The sequence below is a fragment of the Variovorax sp. OK212 genome (genome assembly GCF_900112425.1).
Taxonomy (GTDB): domain Bacteria; phylum Pseudomonadota; class Gammaproteobacteria; order Burkholderiales; family Burkholderiaceae_C; genus Variovorax.
Window position 1 is genome coordinate 336,054 of the sequence record NZ_FOLP01000005.1, and the last position, 16,263, is coordinate 352,316.

At 68.6% G+C, this 16,263-nt stretch carries 14 protein-coding genes; 6 read left to right on the forward strand and 8 right to left on the reverse strand.

Features of this window, described 5'->3' with window-relative positions; genetic code table 11:
- Window position 1 precedes the first annotated feature (1 nt).
- The 7 genes from BM004_RS18125 to BM004_RS18155 all read right to left on the reverse strand — a co-directional run bounded on the left by BM004_RS18125 (window position 2) and on the right by BM004_RS18155 (window position 8,919).
- Window positions 2-874: an ABC transporter permease gene (locus BM004_RS18125; RefSeq protein ID WP_177206530.1), complete on the reverse strand. Its 873-nt coding sequence runs from the start codon at window positions 872-874 to the stop codon at window positions 2-4.
- 7 nt (window positions 875-881) lie between these two features.
- On the reverse strand, window positions 882-1,694 hold the full coding sequence (locus BM004_RS18130) for an ABC transporter ATP-binding protein (protein ID WP_093129048.1): 813 nt from the start codon (window positions 1,692-1,694) through the stop codon (window positions 882-884).
- A 58-nt stretch (window positions 1,695-1,752) separates the two neighbouring features.
- Window positions 1,753-2,574 carry a creatininase family protein gene (locus tag BM004_RS18135; RefSeq protein WP_093129049.1) on the reverse strand — a complete coding sequence of 274 codons (822 nt, stop codon included), beginning with the start codon at window positions 2,572-2,574 and terminating at the stop codon, window positions 1,753-1,755.
- Window positions 2,575-2,739: 165 nt separating this feature from the next.
- On the reverse strand, window positions 2,740-5,433 hold the full coding sequence (locus BM004_RS18140) for an autotransporter family protein (RefSeq protein ID WP_093215514.1): 2,694 nt from the start codon (window positions 5,431-5,433) through the stop codon (window positions 2,740-2,742).
- 197 nt (window positions 5,434-5,630) lie between these two features.
- Window positions 5,631-7,256: an MFS transporter gene (locus BM004_RS18145; protein WP_093215517.1), complete on the reverse strand. Its 1,626-nt coding sequence runs from the start codon at window positions 7,254-7,256 to the stop codon at window positions 5,631-5,633.
- A gap of 41 nt (window positions 7,257-7,297) precedes the next feature.
- The gene (locus BM004_RS18150; RefSeq protein ID WP_093215519.1) at window positions 7,298-8,068 is read right to left on the reverse strand and encodes an amino acid ABC transporter permease; all 771 of its coding nucleotides are present in this window, start codon (window positions 8,066-8,068) and stop codon (window positions 7,298-7,300) included.
- 83 nt (window positions 8,069-8,151) lie between these two features.
- The gene (locus BM004_RS18155; protein WP_093215521.1) at window positions 8,152-8,919 is read right to left on the reverse strand and encodes a basic amino acid ABC transporter substrate-binding protein; all 768 of its coding nucleotides are present in this window, start codon (window positions 8,917-8,919) and stop codon (window positions 8,152-8,154) included.
- 290 nt (window positions 8,920-9,209) lie between these two features.
- Between BM004_RS18155 and BM004_RS18160 the strand changes: the two genes are divergently transcribed.
- The 4 genes from BM004_RS18160 to BM004_RS18175 all read left to right on the forward strand — a co-directional run bounded on the left by BM004_RS18160 (window position 9,210) and on the right by BM004_RS18175 (window position 11,274).
- Window positions 9,210-9,857, forward strand: a complete 648-nt coding sequence (locus tag BM004_RS18160) for a hypothetical protein (RefSeq protein ID WP_143072447.1) — start codon at window positions 9,210-9,212, stop codon at window positions 9,855-9,857.
- A 27-nt stretch (window positions 9,858-9,884) separates the two neighbouring features.
- Window positions 9,885-10,427 (forward strand): GTP-binding protein, encoded by a 543-nt coding sequence (locus tag BM004_RS18165; protein ID WP_093129055.1) that lies wholly within the window; start codon window positions 9,885-9,887, stop codon window positions 10,425-10,427.
- Entirely contained in the window at window positions 10,424-10,840 is a 417-nt protein-coding gene (locus tag BM004_RS18170) for a roadblock/LC7 domain-containing protein (RefSeq protein ID WP_143072448.1), read from the forward strand. Before BM004_RS18165 ends, BM004_RS18170 begins: the two co-directional genes overlap by 4 nt.
- Before the next feature lie 74 nt (window positions 10,841-10,914).
- Window positions 10,915-11,274: a hypothetical protein gene (locus BM004_RS18175; RefSeq protein WP_093129056.1), complete on the forward strand. Its 360-nt coding sequence runs from the start codon at window positions 10,915-10,917 to the stop codon at window positions 11,272-11,274.
- Between the two features lie 97 nt (window positions 11,275-11,371).
- On the opposite strand, the gene BM004_RS18180 is transcribed toward BM004_RS18175, so the two are convergent.
- The gene (locus tag BM004_RS18180; protein WP_093129057.1) at window positions 11,372-11,848 is read right to left on the reverse strand and encodes an Lrp/AsnC family transcriptional regulator; all 477 of its coding nucleotides are present in this window, start codon (window positions 11,846-11,848) and stop codon (window positions 11,372-11,374) included.
- 179 nt (window positions 11,849-12,027) lie between these two features.
- Between BM004_RS18180 and BM004_RS18185 the strand changes: the two genes are divergently transcribed.
- Window positions 12,028-15,639: an indolepyruvate ferredoxin oxidoreductase family protein gene (locus BM004_RS18185; protein ID WP_093215524.1), complete on the forward strand. Its 3,612-nt coding sequence runs from the start codon at window positions 12,028-12,030 to the stop codon at window positions 15,637-15,639.
- Between the two features lie 283 nt (window positions 15,640-15,922).
- Entirely contained in the window at window positions 15,923-16,258 is a 336-nt protein-coding gene (gene yajC, locus BM004_RS18190; protein ID WP_093129059.1) for a preprotein translocase subunit YajC, read from the forward strand.
- The last annotated feature ends 5 nt before the right edge of the window (window positions 16,259-16,263 follow it).

The following is a 16,263-nucleotide window of genomic DNA, read 5'->3' on the forward strand; positions in this document are numbered from 1 at the left end:
TCTAGCGTTCACGGCGCATCTCGCTTTCGTGCCAGTGGCCGAGCACCAGGCGCGACAGGGCGGCGAACACGATGAAGATCACGATGCCCAGCAGGGACACCAGCAGCAGCGCCGCGAACATCATCGGGATCTCGGTGCGAAAGCTCGACTCGAGGATGCGCGAGGCCAGCCCCGTTTCCTTGCCGGCCGTGCCGGCCGTGAACTCGGCCACCACCGCGCCGATGAGGCTCAGGCCGCCCGCGATCTTCAGGCCCGCCATGAAGTACGGCAGCGCGCTGGGCGCCAGCAGGTAGCGGAAGGTCTGCCAGGGCGAGGCCTTGTAGAGCTGGAACAGGTCGCGCAGGTTGCTGTCCGCGCTCTTCAGGCCGATGACGGTGTTCGACAGGATCGGAAAGAACGCCACGATCCACGCGCACAGCAGCAGCGCCGCCGTGGTGCTCGACACGTAGATCAGGATGAGCGGCGCGATCGCGATGATCGGCGTGACCTGCAGGATCACCGCGATCGGGAACAGGCCGATCTCCACCCACTTGAACAGCGCGAACGCAATGGCCAGCGCCACGCCGCCGACGATGGCGGCGGTGAGCGCGAGCAGCGTGAGCTTCACCGTGAACCACAGGGCGCTCGACAGCGAGTCCCAGTTGTCGAACAGCGTGCGCAGGATCAGCGAGGGCGCGGGCAGGATGTAGTGCGGGATGTTGTTGGCCCGCACCATCCACTCCCACAGCAGCAGCAGCGCGAGCACGATGCCCGCGGGCACGGCGATGCGCAGCATCGACTCGCGGCGGCGCAGCCGGTCTTCGTGCGCGCGCAGCATGTCGGCGCTCGGGGTGGCCTCGGTGTCCGTGGTGGTGTTCGGGGGCGCTGCGGGCATGGTGGTTTCAATGGTCGATGTCGATGCCATGGAGCGCTCCGTGCAGGGATTGGGACACTGCCGTGCAATGCGCGTTGTAGCGGCTCGAGGTGCGGAACTCTTCGCCGCGCGGATAGGGCTCGTCGATGCGGATCTCGTCGATCACGCGGCCCGGGCGCGCGGCCATCACCACGATGCGGTTCGACAGGTACACCGATTCGTACACGCTGTGCGTGACGAACACGACCGAGAAGCGGTGCTCGCGCCAGATCGCCAGCAGGTCGTTGTTGAGCTTGATGCGCGTCATCTCGTCGAGCGCGGCGAAGGGCTCGTCCATCAGCAGCAGGCGCGGGTGCGTGACCAGCGCGCGCGCGATCGACACGCGCATCTTCATGCCGCCCGAGAGTTCGCGCGGGTACACGTCGGCGAACCGCGAGAGGCCCACCATCTCGAGCGCCTGCTGCACCACGGGCGCGGCCGCGTCGCGCGAGTTGCCCGCGAGCTTGAGCGGCAGCCACACGTTGTCGAACACCTTGGCCCAGGGCATGAGCGTGGGTTCCTGGAACACGAAGCCCAGCTCGCGGTCGCTGCGCGTCTGGCCGGTGTTGGCGCCCGACCAGTGCATCTCGCCCGAGCTCAGGCGCGTGAGCCCCGCGATGAGGCGCAGCGCGGTGCTCTTGCCGCAGCCCGAGGGGCCGAGGAAGCTGATGAAGTCGTGCTCGCCGATGTCCAGCGACATGCCCTGCAGCGCGAGCGTGCCGTTGGCGAAGCGCTTGCTGACGTTGCGCAGGGTGACCAGCGGCGGCGTGGCTGGCGAGGCGGGTGGCGTGGTGCTTTCCATGGCGTGGTCCTGGTGCGGATCGTGGTGCGGATCGTGGTGCAGGTGCGGGGCCTGAACCCTAGCGCCAGGCGGGCACGTTGGCCAGCCGCGACAGCGGAAAGCGGTCGACCTCCTGCAGCAGCTCGACGAAGCGACGGCCCACGTGGTCGAGCACCGCGGCGCCCTTCTCGGCGGTGGCGCGCGTGGCGTCGCCGGCGGCGCCCGCGGGGTTGATGTCGTGCATCTGCCAGCCGAGCTTGCCGCTGGGCGTGATCGAGAGGAACTTGTTCTCGGCGGCCAGCTGCTCCGTCATGGAGCTGAAGTTCTGGAACCGGTCGCGGCGCACGTGGTCGGGCGTGAGGTGCAGCATGACCGAGCTTTCGAGGTCGCCCGCGTGAATGCCGTGCCTGCCTTCGTGCGCGGTGAAGAGGCCCTCGGGCAGCCCCAGCGTGTACCAGTTGGCGGCCACGACCATCATGTCGTGCTCCTCGCGCAGGTCGCGCGCCACGATGTCCATCACGCTCATCTGCCCGCCGTGGCTGTTGTAGAGCACCAGCTTGCGCACGCCGGCCTTGGCGACGCAGGCGCCGATGTCCTTCCACAGCGAGATCAGCGTGGCGGCCGACACCGTGAGCGTGCCCGGGTAGCGCGAGTGTTCGTTGCTCTTGCCGTAGGGCACGGTGGGCAGGAACAGCACCGGCAGGTCGTCGGGCAGGTACGGCAGCGTGGCGCGCACCATGCCGTCGATGGTGGCCGTGTCGGTCGACATCGGCAGGTGGGGGCCGTGCTGTTCGGTCGCGCCCACCGGCAGCACGGCGATGAGCCGTTCGCGGTCCAGGCGGGAGAACTCTTCGCTGGTCAGGTCGGACCAGAAACGGCTGCGCGGGCGGAGCGGGTTCATCGTGACACACCTCTTTGACGTCGGGTTGGACAGTTTAAATTATCCACGTGGTCAAAAAAAGTGACTCGGCAATTACCCGAACGCGTTCGACTGGTGAGTTAGCCAATGCTCAAATCAGAGCAAATGGTCAATTTCGTATGTCGAAAACGAGGCTGCGAGAGGCCGTCACCAGCGCAACCGCACCCCCAGTTGCCCCTGCACCCCGGTCTGCTCGGTGTTGCCGACGGCGCTGGTGTAGGCCAGCCCGCCGTACACCGACACGGTCCGGTTGACCTGGCCCACGACGCCGGCCCCCACCTCCAGCGCGCTCGCGTTGCGCCGGTTGGCGATCCGGTCGGCCGGGCCGAAGAAGATCGCGTTGCTGCCGCTGAAGGTGTGCCACAGGTTGGCCTTGAGGTACGGGCGCCAGACGCCACCGCCGGCGCTGAAGCGCCCCTCCAGCCGCGCGCCCAGCCGGCCGGTGACGGCGTTGTCGCGCTGGAATCGCACCGCGGAAATGCCGTCGTCGAAATCGTCGAGCGAACTGCGCTGCCACACCAGCTGCACCTGCGGCTGCAGCGTGACGTTCTCGGACAGCGCCAGCGGATAGCCCGCCTCCAGCGAGGCCGTGACCGCCGTGCCGCGCGGGTTGCCGCCGCGGCCCAGCGTGGAGCGGGCGTCGGCCCGGTAGCGGGTCGCCATGAGCACCGCGTCGCTGTACCAGCCGCTCGAAGCGATGCGGGTCCAGTAGGCGCCCAGGCTGTAGCCCTCCACGGTGAGCCGGCCGGTGGCCGTGTTGGTGCCCCCGCTGGCCACGCCGCTGGTGTCGCCGCTGGCGCGGGTGTAGCCGCCGAGCACGCCGATCCGGTGGCGTCCGCCCGCGCCGTCGGTGGCCGCAAGGAAGTCGTGGCCCAGCTGCAGGCCGCTGATCTGGCCGTCGAACTGCGGATCGGTGTCGCCGCGCAGGCGTTGCCGGGTGCTTTCGCCGAACACGCGGCCCCAGGAGGCCGGCGTGCCCTGGCCGCCCGGATCGCCGGCGAGCAGTTGCGCGTCGCCCTGCCGGTCGTTGAAGCTGCCGAGCTGCGCCAGCCCCAGGCGGCGCACCACCAGCGGCATGCTGCCGTAGAGCGCCACTTCGGGCCGGTACAGCTTCACGGGCTGCACCGGCATGGCGGCCTCGCCGCTGCCGGGCGACAGGGTCTCCATGAGCGCCACCGCCTCGGCCAGCGAGCCGACCACCGTGGCGCCGACCGCATAGCCGCTGTTGCGCAGGTACCAGCTGTCGGCATTGCCGCCGGCCGCACCGCCGCGGTACAGCCGGTAGCCGTAGGCGCCGGCCTCCACGGCCTGGGTCAGCGAGAACGCGCCGGGCGCGGTGGTGGCGCCGTTCACGGCCTGCACCACCAGGATGCCGTCGGCCAGCGTCGGCGCGCCCAGCCCGCCGCGGTTGACCACGCGCACGGCGGTGCTGCCCGAGGCGGTGCCGCCGTCGATCACGAGCCGGTCGGACGGCGAGTTGTCGCCGCCGAGCACGGTGTTGACCTGCAGCGCCGCCGCGCCGGTGCCCAGGTAGTTGCCGCGCACCGTGAAGGCGCCGACGTTCACGCCGTCGTTGGGCCCGGGCAGCAACGTTCCCTGGTGGGTCACGTTGCCCGCGAAGGTGCCGGTGCCGGCCACCGTGGTGCCGGGCAGCACCGAGATGACGGGGCTGGTGAGCGTTGCCGGAAGGTCGAAGCGCCCGGACTCGATGCGCACCCCGTCCGAGAAGCTCGCATCGGTGAGCCACGACCATGCGGTGCCGCGCATGGTCAGGTTCTGGAAGTTGCGAAAGGCGTTGTCCACCGTGCCGCTGCCTTCGAGGAAGGCATCGGCGCGCGCGGCCCCGCCGTCGGCGCCGCCCCGGATGACCGAGCCGGTCTGCAGTATCAGCGTGCCGACGCCGAGCGCGCCCATGTAGATCGCGTCGGTGTTGCCGGCGCCGCCGTGGCCCTCGATGGTGCCGGCGTTGACCAGCACGTCGTTGCCGTTCTGGCCGCGGTAGCCGTAGCCGTTGGCGCTGGAGAGCGTGCCCGTGGCCCGGTTCTCCACGCGCGAGGAGAAGGTGGCGCCCAGCGTGTTCGCATGCACCGCGTCGGCGCCGCCCGAGGGCGAGTTGGCGCCCGTCGTGGCGATGGTGCCCGTGTTCACGAGCAGGTTGGCCACGAGGTTGCCGCCCTGCAGGTAGACGCCCTTGGCCGAGGTGCCGTTGACCGCGATGGTGCCGTTGTTGAAGACCGTGTTGCCCGGCCCCAGCGTGGAGATGCCGTGGGAGCTGCCGCCGGACGTGACGATGCTGCCGTTGTTGGTGAGGAGCGTGCGCGTGCTGCTGTTCGACGTCACCAGCATGCCGACGGTGCCGCCGCTCGTGGTGCGGATGGCGCCGTTGTTCGTCATGGTGTTGTCGTTGCCCGTGGCGACCATCGCCGCGCGCGCCGAGCCGGACCCGCCCGACACCGTGATCTGGCCGTTGTTGGTGATGGTGCTGGCGTCGCGCACCAGCAGGGCTTGCGTGGCGTTGGTGGCGAGCGTGGCGCCGGCATTCACGGTGATGGCGACGCCGGTGCTGCCCGGCGCGGCGATCACGCTGGCCGAGCCGGTGGTGGTGCCGTCGCAGACCACGGCGGTGTTCGAGCCCGGCGTGGCGGTGGGGCCGCAGGCGGCATGCGCGCCGTTGCCGGCCAGTGTGGTGAGGGCGGCGAGCGCGGCCGCCAGGCCGTGGACGAGAGAAGAGAGGGGAACCGGGGGAAAGCGAAGGCGAGGGCGCCGGGAGGGTCTGGAGGAAGTTGAAGAACGAGGGAACGGAAGACGGCGTGCCGATCGATGCGATCGCTCGATGCTCATGCTTGCTCCTTTGTTGTCAGGCGGCGGCCCCGAGGCTGGGCGCTGTCCTGGCCGTTCGCCAAGGCATTTAGCACGGTTGACAGGCAACAAACAATCGGACGACCCGCCTTCGTGTTGCGGTGGCGAGACGCGCGATCAAGCGATCGAGCGACCGACCGCGCGACGGAGCCGGCCGCAGGCGGCCGGCCGGCGCGGGCCTACCGCCGCACCACGTAGCGCGTGACCACCGGCGCCATCTCGCCCAGGTGGAACGCCAGCCGGCGTTCGCGCAGCGCCATGTCGCTGGCGGTGGCGCGGTTGAAGCGGCGCAGGTGGTCGGTCCACGACTCGTCGACGATCTGCTCCACGTAGCGCTCCGGCTGCGCGATGTCGTGCAGCAGCTCCCAGCCGATGGCGCCCTGGCTCAGGCGCGCGCGGCGGGTCTGCTGCATCACGAGGTGGAAGGCGGCGGCGCGCGCCGGGTCGATGAGGAACTCCACCGTGATGACCACGCGGCCGTCTTCCTGCGGCGCCTCGGCGGGCGGGTCCGCGGCCCAGCCGGCCTGCGCGGGGCTGGTGTCGTCCTCGCCGATCACGTCGGTCACCCAGCGCAGCGCCACGAGCATCAGCAGCGTGCCGCTCACCGCGGCCACGCACAGGCTCGCGAGCAGCGAGGCGACCGTGGCCACCTGGCCCCAGAGCGCCGCGCCGATCGCGCTGGCGCCCATGATGGCCATCTGGTAGGTCGACATGCCGCGCGCGCGCACCCAGTCGGGCAGCGCGAGCTGGGCCGACACCGAAAGCGAATTGGCCACCGTGATCCACGCCATGCCGCCGAAGAACATGGCCGGCACCGCGACCCATGCGTTGGGCGCGAAGGCCATGACGGCGGTGGCGCCCGACTGCAGCAGCGTGCCGCGCAGCACCAGCTGGTCGCGCCCCATCGCCTGGCGCAACCGCGGCAGGAACAGCACCGCGATGATCGCGCCCGCGCCCATGGCCGCCAGCAGCAGCGTGAAGGTGCCCGCGCCGCCGCCTTGCAGGTTGCGCGCGAGCAGCGGCAGCAGCGCCAGCAGCGCCGTGGAGTGGAAGAAGAAGATCGATACGCGCGCCAGCACCGCGCGCATGCGCTGCGACTGCCGCACGAACTGCACGCCCACGCGCATCGCGCCGATGAGCTTCTCGCGGCCCAGCGGGTTGGGCGTGTGCTCGCGCCGCCAGCGCAGCACCACGAAGCCCGAGGCCACCGACAGCACCGCGTTCAGCGCGAACACCCACACGCTGCCCGCGCTCGCGATCAGCACGCCCGCGGTGAGCGGGCCGACGATGCGCGAGGCGTTCATCGCGATGCCGTTCAGGCCCAGCGCGGCCGGCAGCTGCGGGCGCGGCACCAGCTCGGGCACGATGGCCGCGAACACCGGCCAGCGCAGCGCCAGCCCGATGCCGTTGGCGAAGGTGAGCGCCAGCAGCAGCGGCGCGGTCATGAGGTCGAGCGCCAGCGCGGCGCACAGCACGATGGCGGTGCCGGCCAGCCAGAACTGCGTGGCCACCAGCCAGCGCCGGCGGTCCAGGATGTCGGCCAGCGCGCCGCTGGGCAGGCCCAGCAGGAACACCGGCAGCGTGGAGGCCGACTGCACCAGCGCCACCCAGATGGGCGAGGTGGTCAGCGAGGTCATCATCCACGCGGCGGCCACGTCGTTCATCCACATGCAGATGTTGGCGACCAGCCAGGTGCTCCACAGCATGCGGAACACGGGGAGCTTCAGGGGCTCGAGGGCCGCGAGCTTCGATGGCTGCGGCCGCGCGGGCGGTATCGGTGTCTCTTCGGGGGATATGGGTGGCATGTGGCGCTATTGTGGCGCGGGCTTTTTTTGCCTCGGCCCGCTCAGCCCCGGTCGCTGCGTGCCAGGTGGATCTCCAGGCGGCGCAGCAGCGTGGTCAGCACCAGCGTCATGACCCAGTAGACGACCGAGATCGCCAGGTACGGCTCCCAGTAGCGCGCATAGGCGCCGGCCACGGTGCGCGCGGCGTAGGCCAGCTCGGCCAGGCCGATGGCGGACACAAGCGAGGTGTCCTTGAGCAGCGCGATGGCGTTGTTGCCCAGCGGCGGCAGCATGCGCCGAAACGCCTGCGGCAGCACCACGTAGCGCATCACCTGCGCGGGCGTGAAGCCGATCGAGCGGCCCGCGTCGAACTGCCCGCGCGAGATCGACTGGATGCCGGCGCGGAACACCTCCGAGATGTAGGCCGCCGAGTTGAGCGTGAGCGCGACCACGCCCGAGATCAGCGCGCCGTGCTCCTGCTTGAGCGTGCGCGCCAGTTCGCCGTCGATCAGGATGCCCGAGGTCGGGTGGATGAACACCGGCATCACCGCGAAGTGGATCAGGAGGATCTGCACGAACAGCGGCGTGCCGCGAAAGAAGCTCACGTACACCGTGGCCGGCCAGCGCAGGAAGAAGCGCGCGACCCAGGTCCAGGGCGCGTGGCGCGGCTGCGCGAGGCGCGCGAGCGCCAGGCACAGGCCCCAGCTCGAACCCAGCAGCACGCAGACCACCGTCATGCGCAAGGTCATCCAGGCGCCTTGCCAGAACAGGTCCTTGTATTCGACGAGGATGTCCCAGCGGAACCACCCAAACAGCAGCACCGGTTGTTCCATGCTTACCTCCTCAAACTTTCTCTATCAACGGAAAACGAAACGGCCGCTGAAGCGCGGCCGTGTTCAGGGAAATGCCGTGCGGCTCAGCGCACGTTCGGGTCCTTGTTGAACCACTTCTTGTAGATGGTCACGTAGCTGCCGTCCGCGCGGATGGCGGCCAGGCCGGCCGTGAGCTTTTCCAGCAGGGCCTTGTCGCCCTTCTTCACGACGATGCCGAAGCCCTCTTCGGGGAACGACTTGTCGTCCAGCGTCTTCAGCTCGGGGTTCTGCGCCACGCGGTAGGCAATGACGCCGTTGTCGCCCATGGCGGCGTCGACGCCGCCGCCGGCCAGCTCGGAAATGATGAGCGGCGTGCTCTCGAAGCGGCGGATGTCGGGGCTGGTCTTGCCGAACTCGCGCGAGGCGATGTCGTCGGCGGTGGAGGCGCTGACCACGGCGATCTTCTTGCCGGCCAGGTCCTTCAGCGAGGCGATCTTGCTGTTCTTCGGCAGCGCGATCAGCTGGCGCGCCGCGAAGTAGGGCGGCGTGAAGTCGTAGCTCTGCTTGCGCTTGTCGTTGATGGTGACGCCCGAGATCACGAGGTCGACGTCGCCGTTGTTCAGCGCGCCGAAGATGCCGGTGAAGGGCGTGTTGACGATCTTGATCTTCAGGCCCTGCTGCTTGGCGATGGCGTTGATGATGTCGATGTCGAACCCGACGATCTGCTTGTCCTTGTTCTCGAAGGCGAACGGCGCGTAGGTGGCGCTCGAGGCCACGGTGAGTTCCCGGTTCTGGGCCTGGGCGGCGCCGAGCGTGAAGAAGGCGGTGCTGGCGAGAAGACCGAGCGAAAGGGCGCGCCGGATGCGGTTCATGGGGTCTCCCGGGGAGTGGTTTGTGTCTTGGGGGCCGGGAATTCTATGCCTGCAGGCGCGGTGCCCGGCACGGCGCAATGCCGGCCGTCGGCGTTGCCGCACGGCGTCATACCGGCCTTTTTTTGTGCATTTGTTCTCGAAGCCCCTAGGGAATCCACCCCTTCCCATTTTTGTTTGGAAGTATTTAGTTAACAAAGATAACAATAACTAACTGTTTGCAACAAACCGGCTAGGCGCGCATGTCATTGGTTCTGGGGGTCATGGGGATCCCGAAAGTGGAGGTCGAGCTCTTGCGGATCATCGTCCGGCTGAGTTCCAACCTGCGCACCCCCTGGACCGTGAGCGAATCGGGCACCTGCGACGTGCTGCTGACGGACAGCGCCACCGCCACCGAGTCCTGGCACGCGCCCGCGGCGCCGCTGGTCGTGGTGCCCATGGTGCAGCGCGGCGAGGCCGGCGCCACCGCCCCGGCCGCCGGCCGCAGCCTGGCGCGGCCGATCTTCGCGGAAGAGCTGGTCGACCTGCTCAACGAGATCACCGCCAGCGTGCGCACCGGCAAGACGGTGGCCGCGGCCGCCGTGCGTTCGGCGCGCAACCACGCCTCCCGCGCCTCGCTGATCCGCTGGCCCGCGCAGGTCACGCTGCAGAAGAACCCCGTCTACCTGCGGCTGGCCGCGGCGCTCTCCAAGAGCGCGCAGTCCGCCGAGAGCCTGAGCGCGCTGGGCCGCGTCGACGTCGACGAATGCTCGACCTTCCTCGGCCTGCTCGAGCAGGAAGGCGTGCTGGCCTGGTCGGCCGAGGCCCGCGCGGGCCACACGAACGACGCCGGCCTCGCCACGGCCACCGCCGCCGCGAGGGCCCTGGCCCTGGCCGGCGAACCCGCCCGGCATCGCGCCGGGCTGCTCTCGCGCATCCGCCGCCGCCTCGGGCTGGCCTGAACGAACGACCATCCAGGGGATATCGACTTGAGGGAATACAAACTCGTCTTCACGGGCCCGATGGGCGTGGGCAAGACCACCGCCATTGCCGCCATCAGCGAGGCGCCGCCCATCTCCACCGACGTGGTGAACGCCGACACCTCGGTGGCCAAGGCCACCACCACCGTGGGGCTGGACTTCGGCCAGCTCACGCTGGACAACGGCGACCGGCTGCGCATCTACGGCACGCCGGGGCAGAGCCGCTTCGACTTCATGTGGCAGATCCTGATCCGCGACGCGCTGGGCCTGGCCATCCTGCTCGACAACTCGCGTCCCAAGCCGCTCGAAGACCTGGACACCTACCTCGACGGCTTTGCCGCTGCGCTCAAGGAAATGCCTTGCGCCATCGGCGTGAGCCGCCATGACACCCATCCCTCGCCGTCGCTGGACGACTACGCGCGCGCGCTCCAGGCCCGCGGCCTGGTGCTGCCGATCGTGGCGGTCGACCTGCGCAGCAAGGACGACGTGACCTCACTGATAGAGACCCTCCTGATGCAGATAGAAGCCATCGACGCGGGAGCACCGCTGTGAACATCAGCCTTGCCCTGAAGCTGAAGGCGGCCTCCGAGGCGCAGCACATCCTGGACGAGATCGCCGGCGTCACCGCCGTGGTCATCGCCACGCCCGACGGCTTCGAGATCGCCAGCGCCAGCCTGCGCAGCTTCGACCCGTCGCGCATCGCCGCCATGGCCAGCTCCATTTCCGCCATGGGCGCGGTGGTGTCGCAGGAGGCGCGGCTGGGCCGCTGCAAGTGCATCACCGTGGGCACCGACGACGGCTTCGCGCTGTTCAGCACCGCGCGCAACGAGGAGGCGGAGCTGGTGGTGAACGTGCTGGCCAACGCCAACGCCGTGCTCGCGCAGGCCATGTACCGCACCGCCACCTGCGTGAAGGTGCTCGAGGCGCACAAGTCGGGCTGGCTGCCCCCCCGGATCAGCGAGTGAGGGCGCGTCTTCATGCGGCGCTCTCGCTCTTTTCATACGCATGACCGTTAGCAACCCAACCAGGAACACCAGATATGGCGACCATTCAGCAAAGCATTGACAACCTCCTGACCGCAGACGGCGCCATGTGCGCCGCGGTGGTCGACTCCGCCAGCGGCATGATGCTGGGCGCGGGCGGCACCGGCGTGGACCTGGAAGTGGCCGCCGCCGGCAACACCGAGGTGGTGCGTGCCAAGCTCAAGACGATGCGCTCGCTCGGCCTGAACGACGTGATCGAGGACATCCTGATCACCCTGGGCAAGCAATACCACCTGCTGCGCCCGCTGGCGCAGAAGGAAGGCGTGTTCATCTATTACGTGCTCGACAAGGCCAAGTCGAACCTGGCGCTGGCACGCCGCAAGCTGCAGGAAGTCGAGAAGGACATCACCTTCTGATCAAAGGAAGGCAGAGCAATGAAAAGCCGGCTTCGAGAGGAGCCGGCTTTTTCGTTGATGGCGCCTGCGCGGCTGCTTGGCCGATTGGCTTGACCGGCTATTTCGCGAGGTGCCCCAGCGGCAGCGCGCTGCTGGCCTTCACCTCGCCCAGCGAGAAGCTGGTGTGCAGGTCCTTCACGTTCGGCAGGTTCATGAGGTGCTGGCGCGCGAAGGCCGAGAAGCTGTCCAGGTCCTGCGCCACCACCTGCAGCTCGAAGGTGCCGGTGCCGCTGATGTAGTGGCAGGCCACCACGTCGGGCAGCTTGCGGATCGCGTCCTCCAGTTTGCGCGTGGCCTCGTGGGTGACGCGCTCGGTGTCCACGCGCACGAAAGCGAGCACGCCCAGCCCGATCTTGTGGCGGTCGATCTCGGCGTGGTAGCCCTTGATGAAGCCGGCTTCTTCCAGTGCGCGCACCCGGCGCCAGCAGGGCGCGGCCGACAGGCCCACGCGCTGCGCAAGCTCGGCGTTGGTGAGGCGTCCGTCGGCCTGCAGTTCTTGCAGGATTGCAAGGTCGAACTTGTCAATGCTTTCCATGGACGCCGATATTAAGCAAGATTCTTTCTGGAAGCGCGTTTTCCAGGGCAAAGAACGCAAACACCTGTCGCGGACCCCGGCATACACTTTGCGGGATCATGGGCTCGCGCCCTACCCGGGCACAGACCCACAGCCATCAGCCAGGCCCACAAGGCCCTGCCACACGGAGACAGAGACATATGAATGCACCGCTGCCAGCGCACATTCGCAAGGCCCTAGAAACGGTCACGCTCGACGACAAATACTCCCTCGACTACGGTCGGGCCTTCATGAGCGGCGTCCAGGCCCTCGTGAAGCTGCCGATGCTGCAGCGCCTGCGCGACCAGCAGGCCGGCAAGAACACGGCCGGCTTCATCAGCGGCTACCGCGGCTCCCCGCTCGGCGGCTACGACCAGGCGCTGTGGAAGGCCAGCAAGTTCCTCAAGGAACAGAACATCGTCTTCCAGCCCGGCGTGAACGAAGAGCTCGCGGCCACCGCGCTGTGGGGCACCCAGCAGCTGGGCTTTTCCCCGCAGGGCACCAACAAGTTCGACGGCGTCTTCGGCATCTGGTACGGCAAGGGCCCGGGCGTGGACCGCTGCTCCGACGTCTTCAAGCACGCCAACATGGCCGGCACCACCGCCTGGGGCGGCGTGATCGCGGTGGCCGGCGACGACCACATCTCCAAGAGCAGCACGGCCGCCCACCAGAGCGACCACATCTTCAAGGCCTGCGGCACGCCGGTGTTCTTCCCGGCCAACGTGCAGGAAATCCTCGACCTGGGCATTCACGCCTTCGCCATGAGCCGCTTCTCGGGCGTGTGGTCGGGCATGAAGACGATCCAGGAAATCGTCGAGTCGAGCGCTACGGCCATGATCGACCCCGACCGCGTCGAGATCGTCATTCCCACCGACTTCGAGATGCCGCCCGGCGGCCTGCACATCCGCTGGCCCGACCATGCGCTGGAGCAGGAAGCCCGGCTCATGCACTACAAGTGGTACGCCGCGCTGGCCTACATCCGCGCCAACCGCCTGAACCACAACGTGATCGAAGGCCCGAACGACCGCTTCGGCATCATGGCCAGCGGCAAGGCCTTCAACGACACGCGCCAGGCGCTGATCGACCTGGGCCTGGACGACGCGGCCTGCCGCCAACTGGGCATCCGCCTGCACAAGGTGGGCGTGGTGTGGCCGCTGGAGGCGCAGCTCACGCGCGAGTTCGCTACCGGCCTGCAGGAGATCCTGGTGGTCGAGGAGAAGCGCCAGGTCATCGAGTACCAGCTGAAGGAAGAGCTCTACAACTGGCGCTCCGACGTGCGGCCCAACGTGGTCGGCAAGTTCGACGAAGGCCTGGGCGCGAGCGACGACGGCTACTCCGGCGGCGAATGGTCGATGCCCAACCCGACCGCCCACACGCTGCTGCGCGCCAACGCCGACCTGAATCCCGCGCTCATCGCCAAGGCCATTGCCGCGCGCCTGAAGAAGACCGGCCTGCTGGCCGCGGCCGGCGCCGACATGTCAGCGCGCATCGACGCGCAACTGGCCATCCTCGAAGCCAAGGAGCGTTCGATGGTGGTGCAGCAGGCCTCCACCAGCGTGGCCGACGCCACGCGCCAGCCGTGGTTCTGCTCGGGCTGCCCGCACAACACCAGCACCGTGGTGCCCGAAGGCTCGCGCGCGATGGGCGGCATCGGCTGCCACTTCATGGCGACCTGGATGGACCGCTCCACCATCGGCTTCACGCAGATGGGCGGAGAGGGCGTGCCGTGGGTGGGCCAGCAGCCCTTCACCACCGACCAGCACATCTTCGCGAACCTGGGCGACGGCACGTATTTCCACAGCGGCCTGCTCGCCATTCGCCAGAGCATCGCGGCGGGCGTGAACATCACCTACAAGATCCTCTACAACGACGCGGTCGCCATGACCGGCGGCCAGCAGGTGGGCGAACGCCCCGAAGGCCACTCGGTGCTGCAGATTGCCGAGAGCCTGCATGCCGAAGGCGCCGTGAAGGTCGTGATCGTGACTGACGAGCCCGAGAAGTACGAGGGCGTGAACATTCCGGGCGACCACGTGGCGGTGAAGCACCGCGACCTGCTCGACGACATCCAGCGCGAGTTCCGCAAGATCCCCGGCACCACGGCCATCATCTACGACCAGACCTGCGCGACCGAGAAGCGCCGCCGCCGCAAGCGGGGCACGGCCGTCGACCCGGCCAAGCGCGTGGTCATCAACGAGCTGGTCTGCGAAGGCTGCGGCGACTGCAGCGTGCAGAGCAACTGCCTGAGCGTGGAGCCGCTGGAGACCGAATTCGGCCGCAAGCGCACCATCAACCAGAGCAGCTGCAACAAGGACATGAGCTGCCTGAAGGGCTTCTGCCCGAGCTTCGTGACCGTCGAGGGCGGCCAGCTCAAGAAGAAGAGCAAGAACAAGGGCGCCACGCCAGCCGAGTTCGGCCTGCTGAACGAGCCGGCGATTCCCTCGCTGGCGGGCGGCAAGGTCTGGGGCGTGGTGGTGGCGGGCGTGGGCGGCACCGGCGTGATCACCATCGGCCAGCTGCTGGGCATGGCCGCGCACATCGAGGCCAAGGGCATCGTCACGCAGGACGCGGCGGGCCTGGCGCAAAAGGGCGGCGCCACCTGGAGCCACGTGCTCATCGGCGACACGCAGGACGACATCCGCACCACCCGCGTGGGCACCGCGGCGGCCGACCTGATCCTGGCCTGCGACCCGCTGGTGACGGTGAACGCCGAGACCATGGCGCGCATGCGCGAAGGGCGCACGCACGTGGCGCTGAACAGCCACAGCGCGCCGACCGCCGCCTTCGTGCGCAACGCCAACTGGCAGAACCCCGAGGACGCCTGCGCCGCCGAGATCGCGCGCGCCGTGGGCATCGACGGCCTGGGCACGTTCGACGCCGATGCCGCCGCCACCACGCTGATGGGCGACACCATCTACGTGAACCCGATGATCCTGGGCTACGCCTGGCAGAAGGGCTGGCTCCCGCTGGCGCACGAGTCGCTGATGCGCGCCATCGAGCTGAACGCCGTGGCCGTCGAGAACAACAAGACCGCCTTCGAATGGGGCCGCCAGGCCGCCGTGCGGCCGGACGAGCTGCAAAAGCGCGTGCGCCCGGGCCAGGTCGTGGAGTTCAAGAAGCGCGAGACGGTGGAAAACCTCGTGGCGCGCCGCGCGGAGTTCCTCACCGGCTACCAGAACGCCGCCTACGCCGAGGAATACAAGCAGTTCGTCGGCAAGGTGCGCCAGGCCGAATCGGCCGCCGGCAAGGGCACCGCGCTGACCGAGACCGTGGCCCGCTACCTGTTCAAGCTGATGGCGTACAAGGACGAGTACGAAGTCGCCCGCCTGCACACCGACCGCAGCTTCCTCGACCGCGTCGAAGGCATGTTCGAGGGCGACTACAAGCTCAACTACCACCTGGCCCCGCCGATCATTGCCAAGAAGAACGCCAAGGGCCAGCTGCAGAAGCAGAAGTTCGGCCCCTGGATGCTCACGGGCTTCAGGTTCCTGGCCAGGCTGAAGGGCCTGCGCGGCACGGCGCTCGACGTCTTCGGCCGCACCGAGGAGCGCAAGACCGAACGCGCGCTGATCGGCGAGTACCGCGCCAGCATCGAGGAAGTGATCGGCGCGCTGCGTGCCGACAACCACGCGCTGGCGCTGGAGATCGCGGCCCTGCCCGAGCAGATTCGCGGATACGGCCACGTGAAGGAGCGCAACCTGGCCGCCGCCCGCACCCGCTGGAGCGAGCTGCTGGCCAAGTGGCGCAACCCGCAGGCACAGCGCGCGGCGGCCTGATCTTCCAGGCTTGCGAAGGCAACACGGGCGTCCACTGGACGCCCGTTGCTATTGAAAACGTAGCAAACTTCCAGCGGATTGAATACCCGGAAAGCCCTCCCCACCGCGCCGGATAAGCGCGTGGAGCGGTCATGCGCGCCGAATACAATGCCCGGTGCTGTGCGCGGCCAGGCCCCGCCGCGCTTTGACTCGCAGTCCGCATCCCACGCGGGCTCGAAGCCCAAGGAATTGCGGGCGCCGCCGGCGCTCCCCTCGTTTTCTCTTCCCTCTGCTGGAGACTCTCTTGTTCATTTCCTCTGCTTTCGCCCAGACCGCACCTGCTGCAGCCGGCGGCGGTGACATGTTGTCCTCGCTCGGCAGCATGCTGCCCCTGGTGCTGATGTTCGTGGTGCTGTATTTCGTCATGATCCGGCCCCAGATGAAGCGCCAGAAGGAATCCCGCGCCATGATCGAAGCCCTGGCCAAGGGTGACGAAGTCGCCACCGCCGGCGGCGTGCTCGGCAAGATCACGTCCATCAGCGACCAGTACCTGGGCCTCGAAATCGCCAATGGCGTCGAGATCAAGGTCCAGCGCAGTGCCGTGGTGCAGGTCCTGCCCAAGGGCGCCGTCAAGCAATAAAAGCG

What these genes read in the sequence shown, in the direction of transcription:
- BM004_RS18125 (WP_177206530.1), bottom strand. Translation starts at nt 874, where the DNA reads ATGCCCGCAGCGCCCCCGAACACCACCACGGACACCGAGGCCACCCCG.
- BM004_RS18130 (WP_093129048.1), bottom strand. Translation starts at nt 1,694, where the DNA reads ATGGAAAGCACCACGCCACCCGCCTCGCCAGCCACGCCGCCGCTGGTC.
- BM004_RS18135 (WP_093129049.1), bottom strand. Translation starts at nt 2,574, where the DNA reads ATGAACCCGCTCCGCCCGCGCAGCCGTTTCTGGTCCGACCTGACCAGC.
- BM004_RS18140 (WP_093215514.1), bottom strand. Translation starts at nt 5,433, where the DNA reads ATGAGCATCGAGCGATCGCATCGATCGGCACGCCGTCTTCCGTTCCCT.
- BM004_RS18145 (WP_093215517.1), bottom strand. Translation starts at nt 7,256, where the DNA reads ATGCCACCCATATCCCCCGAAGAGACACCGATACCGCCCGCGCGGCCG.
- BM004_RS18150 (WP_093215519.1), bottom strand. Translation starts at nt 8,068, where the DNA reads ATGGAACAACCGGTGCTGCTGTTTGGGTGGTTCCGCTGGGACATCCTC.
- BM004_RS18155 (WP_093215521.1), bottom strand. Translation starts at nt 8,919, where the DNA reads ATGAACCGCATCCGGCGCGCCCTTTCGCTCGGTCTTCTCGCCAGCACC.
- BM004_RS18175 (WP_093129056.1), top strand. Translation starts at nt 10,915, where the DNA reads ATGGCGACCATTCAGCAAAGCATTGACAACCTCCTGACCGCAGACGGC.
- BM004_RS18180 (WP_093129057.1), bottom strand. Translation starts at nt 11,848, where the DNA reads ATGGAAAGCATTGACAAGTTCGACCTTGCAATCCTGCAAGAACTGCAG.
- BM004_RS18185 (WP_093215524.1), top strand. Translation starts at nt 12,028, where the DNA reads ATGAATGCACCGCTGCCAGCGCACATTCGCAAGGCCCTAGAAACGGTC.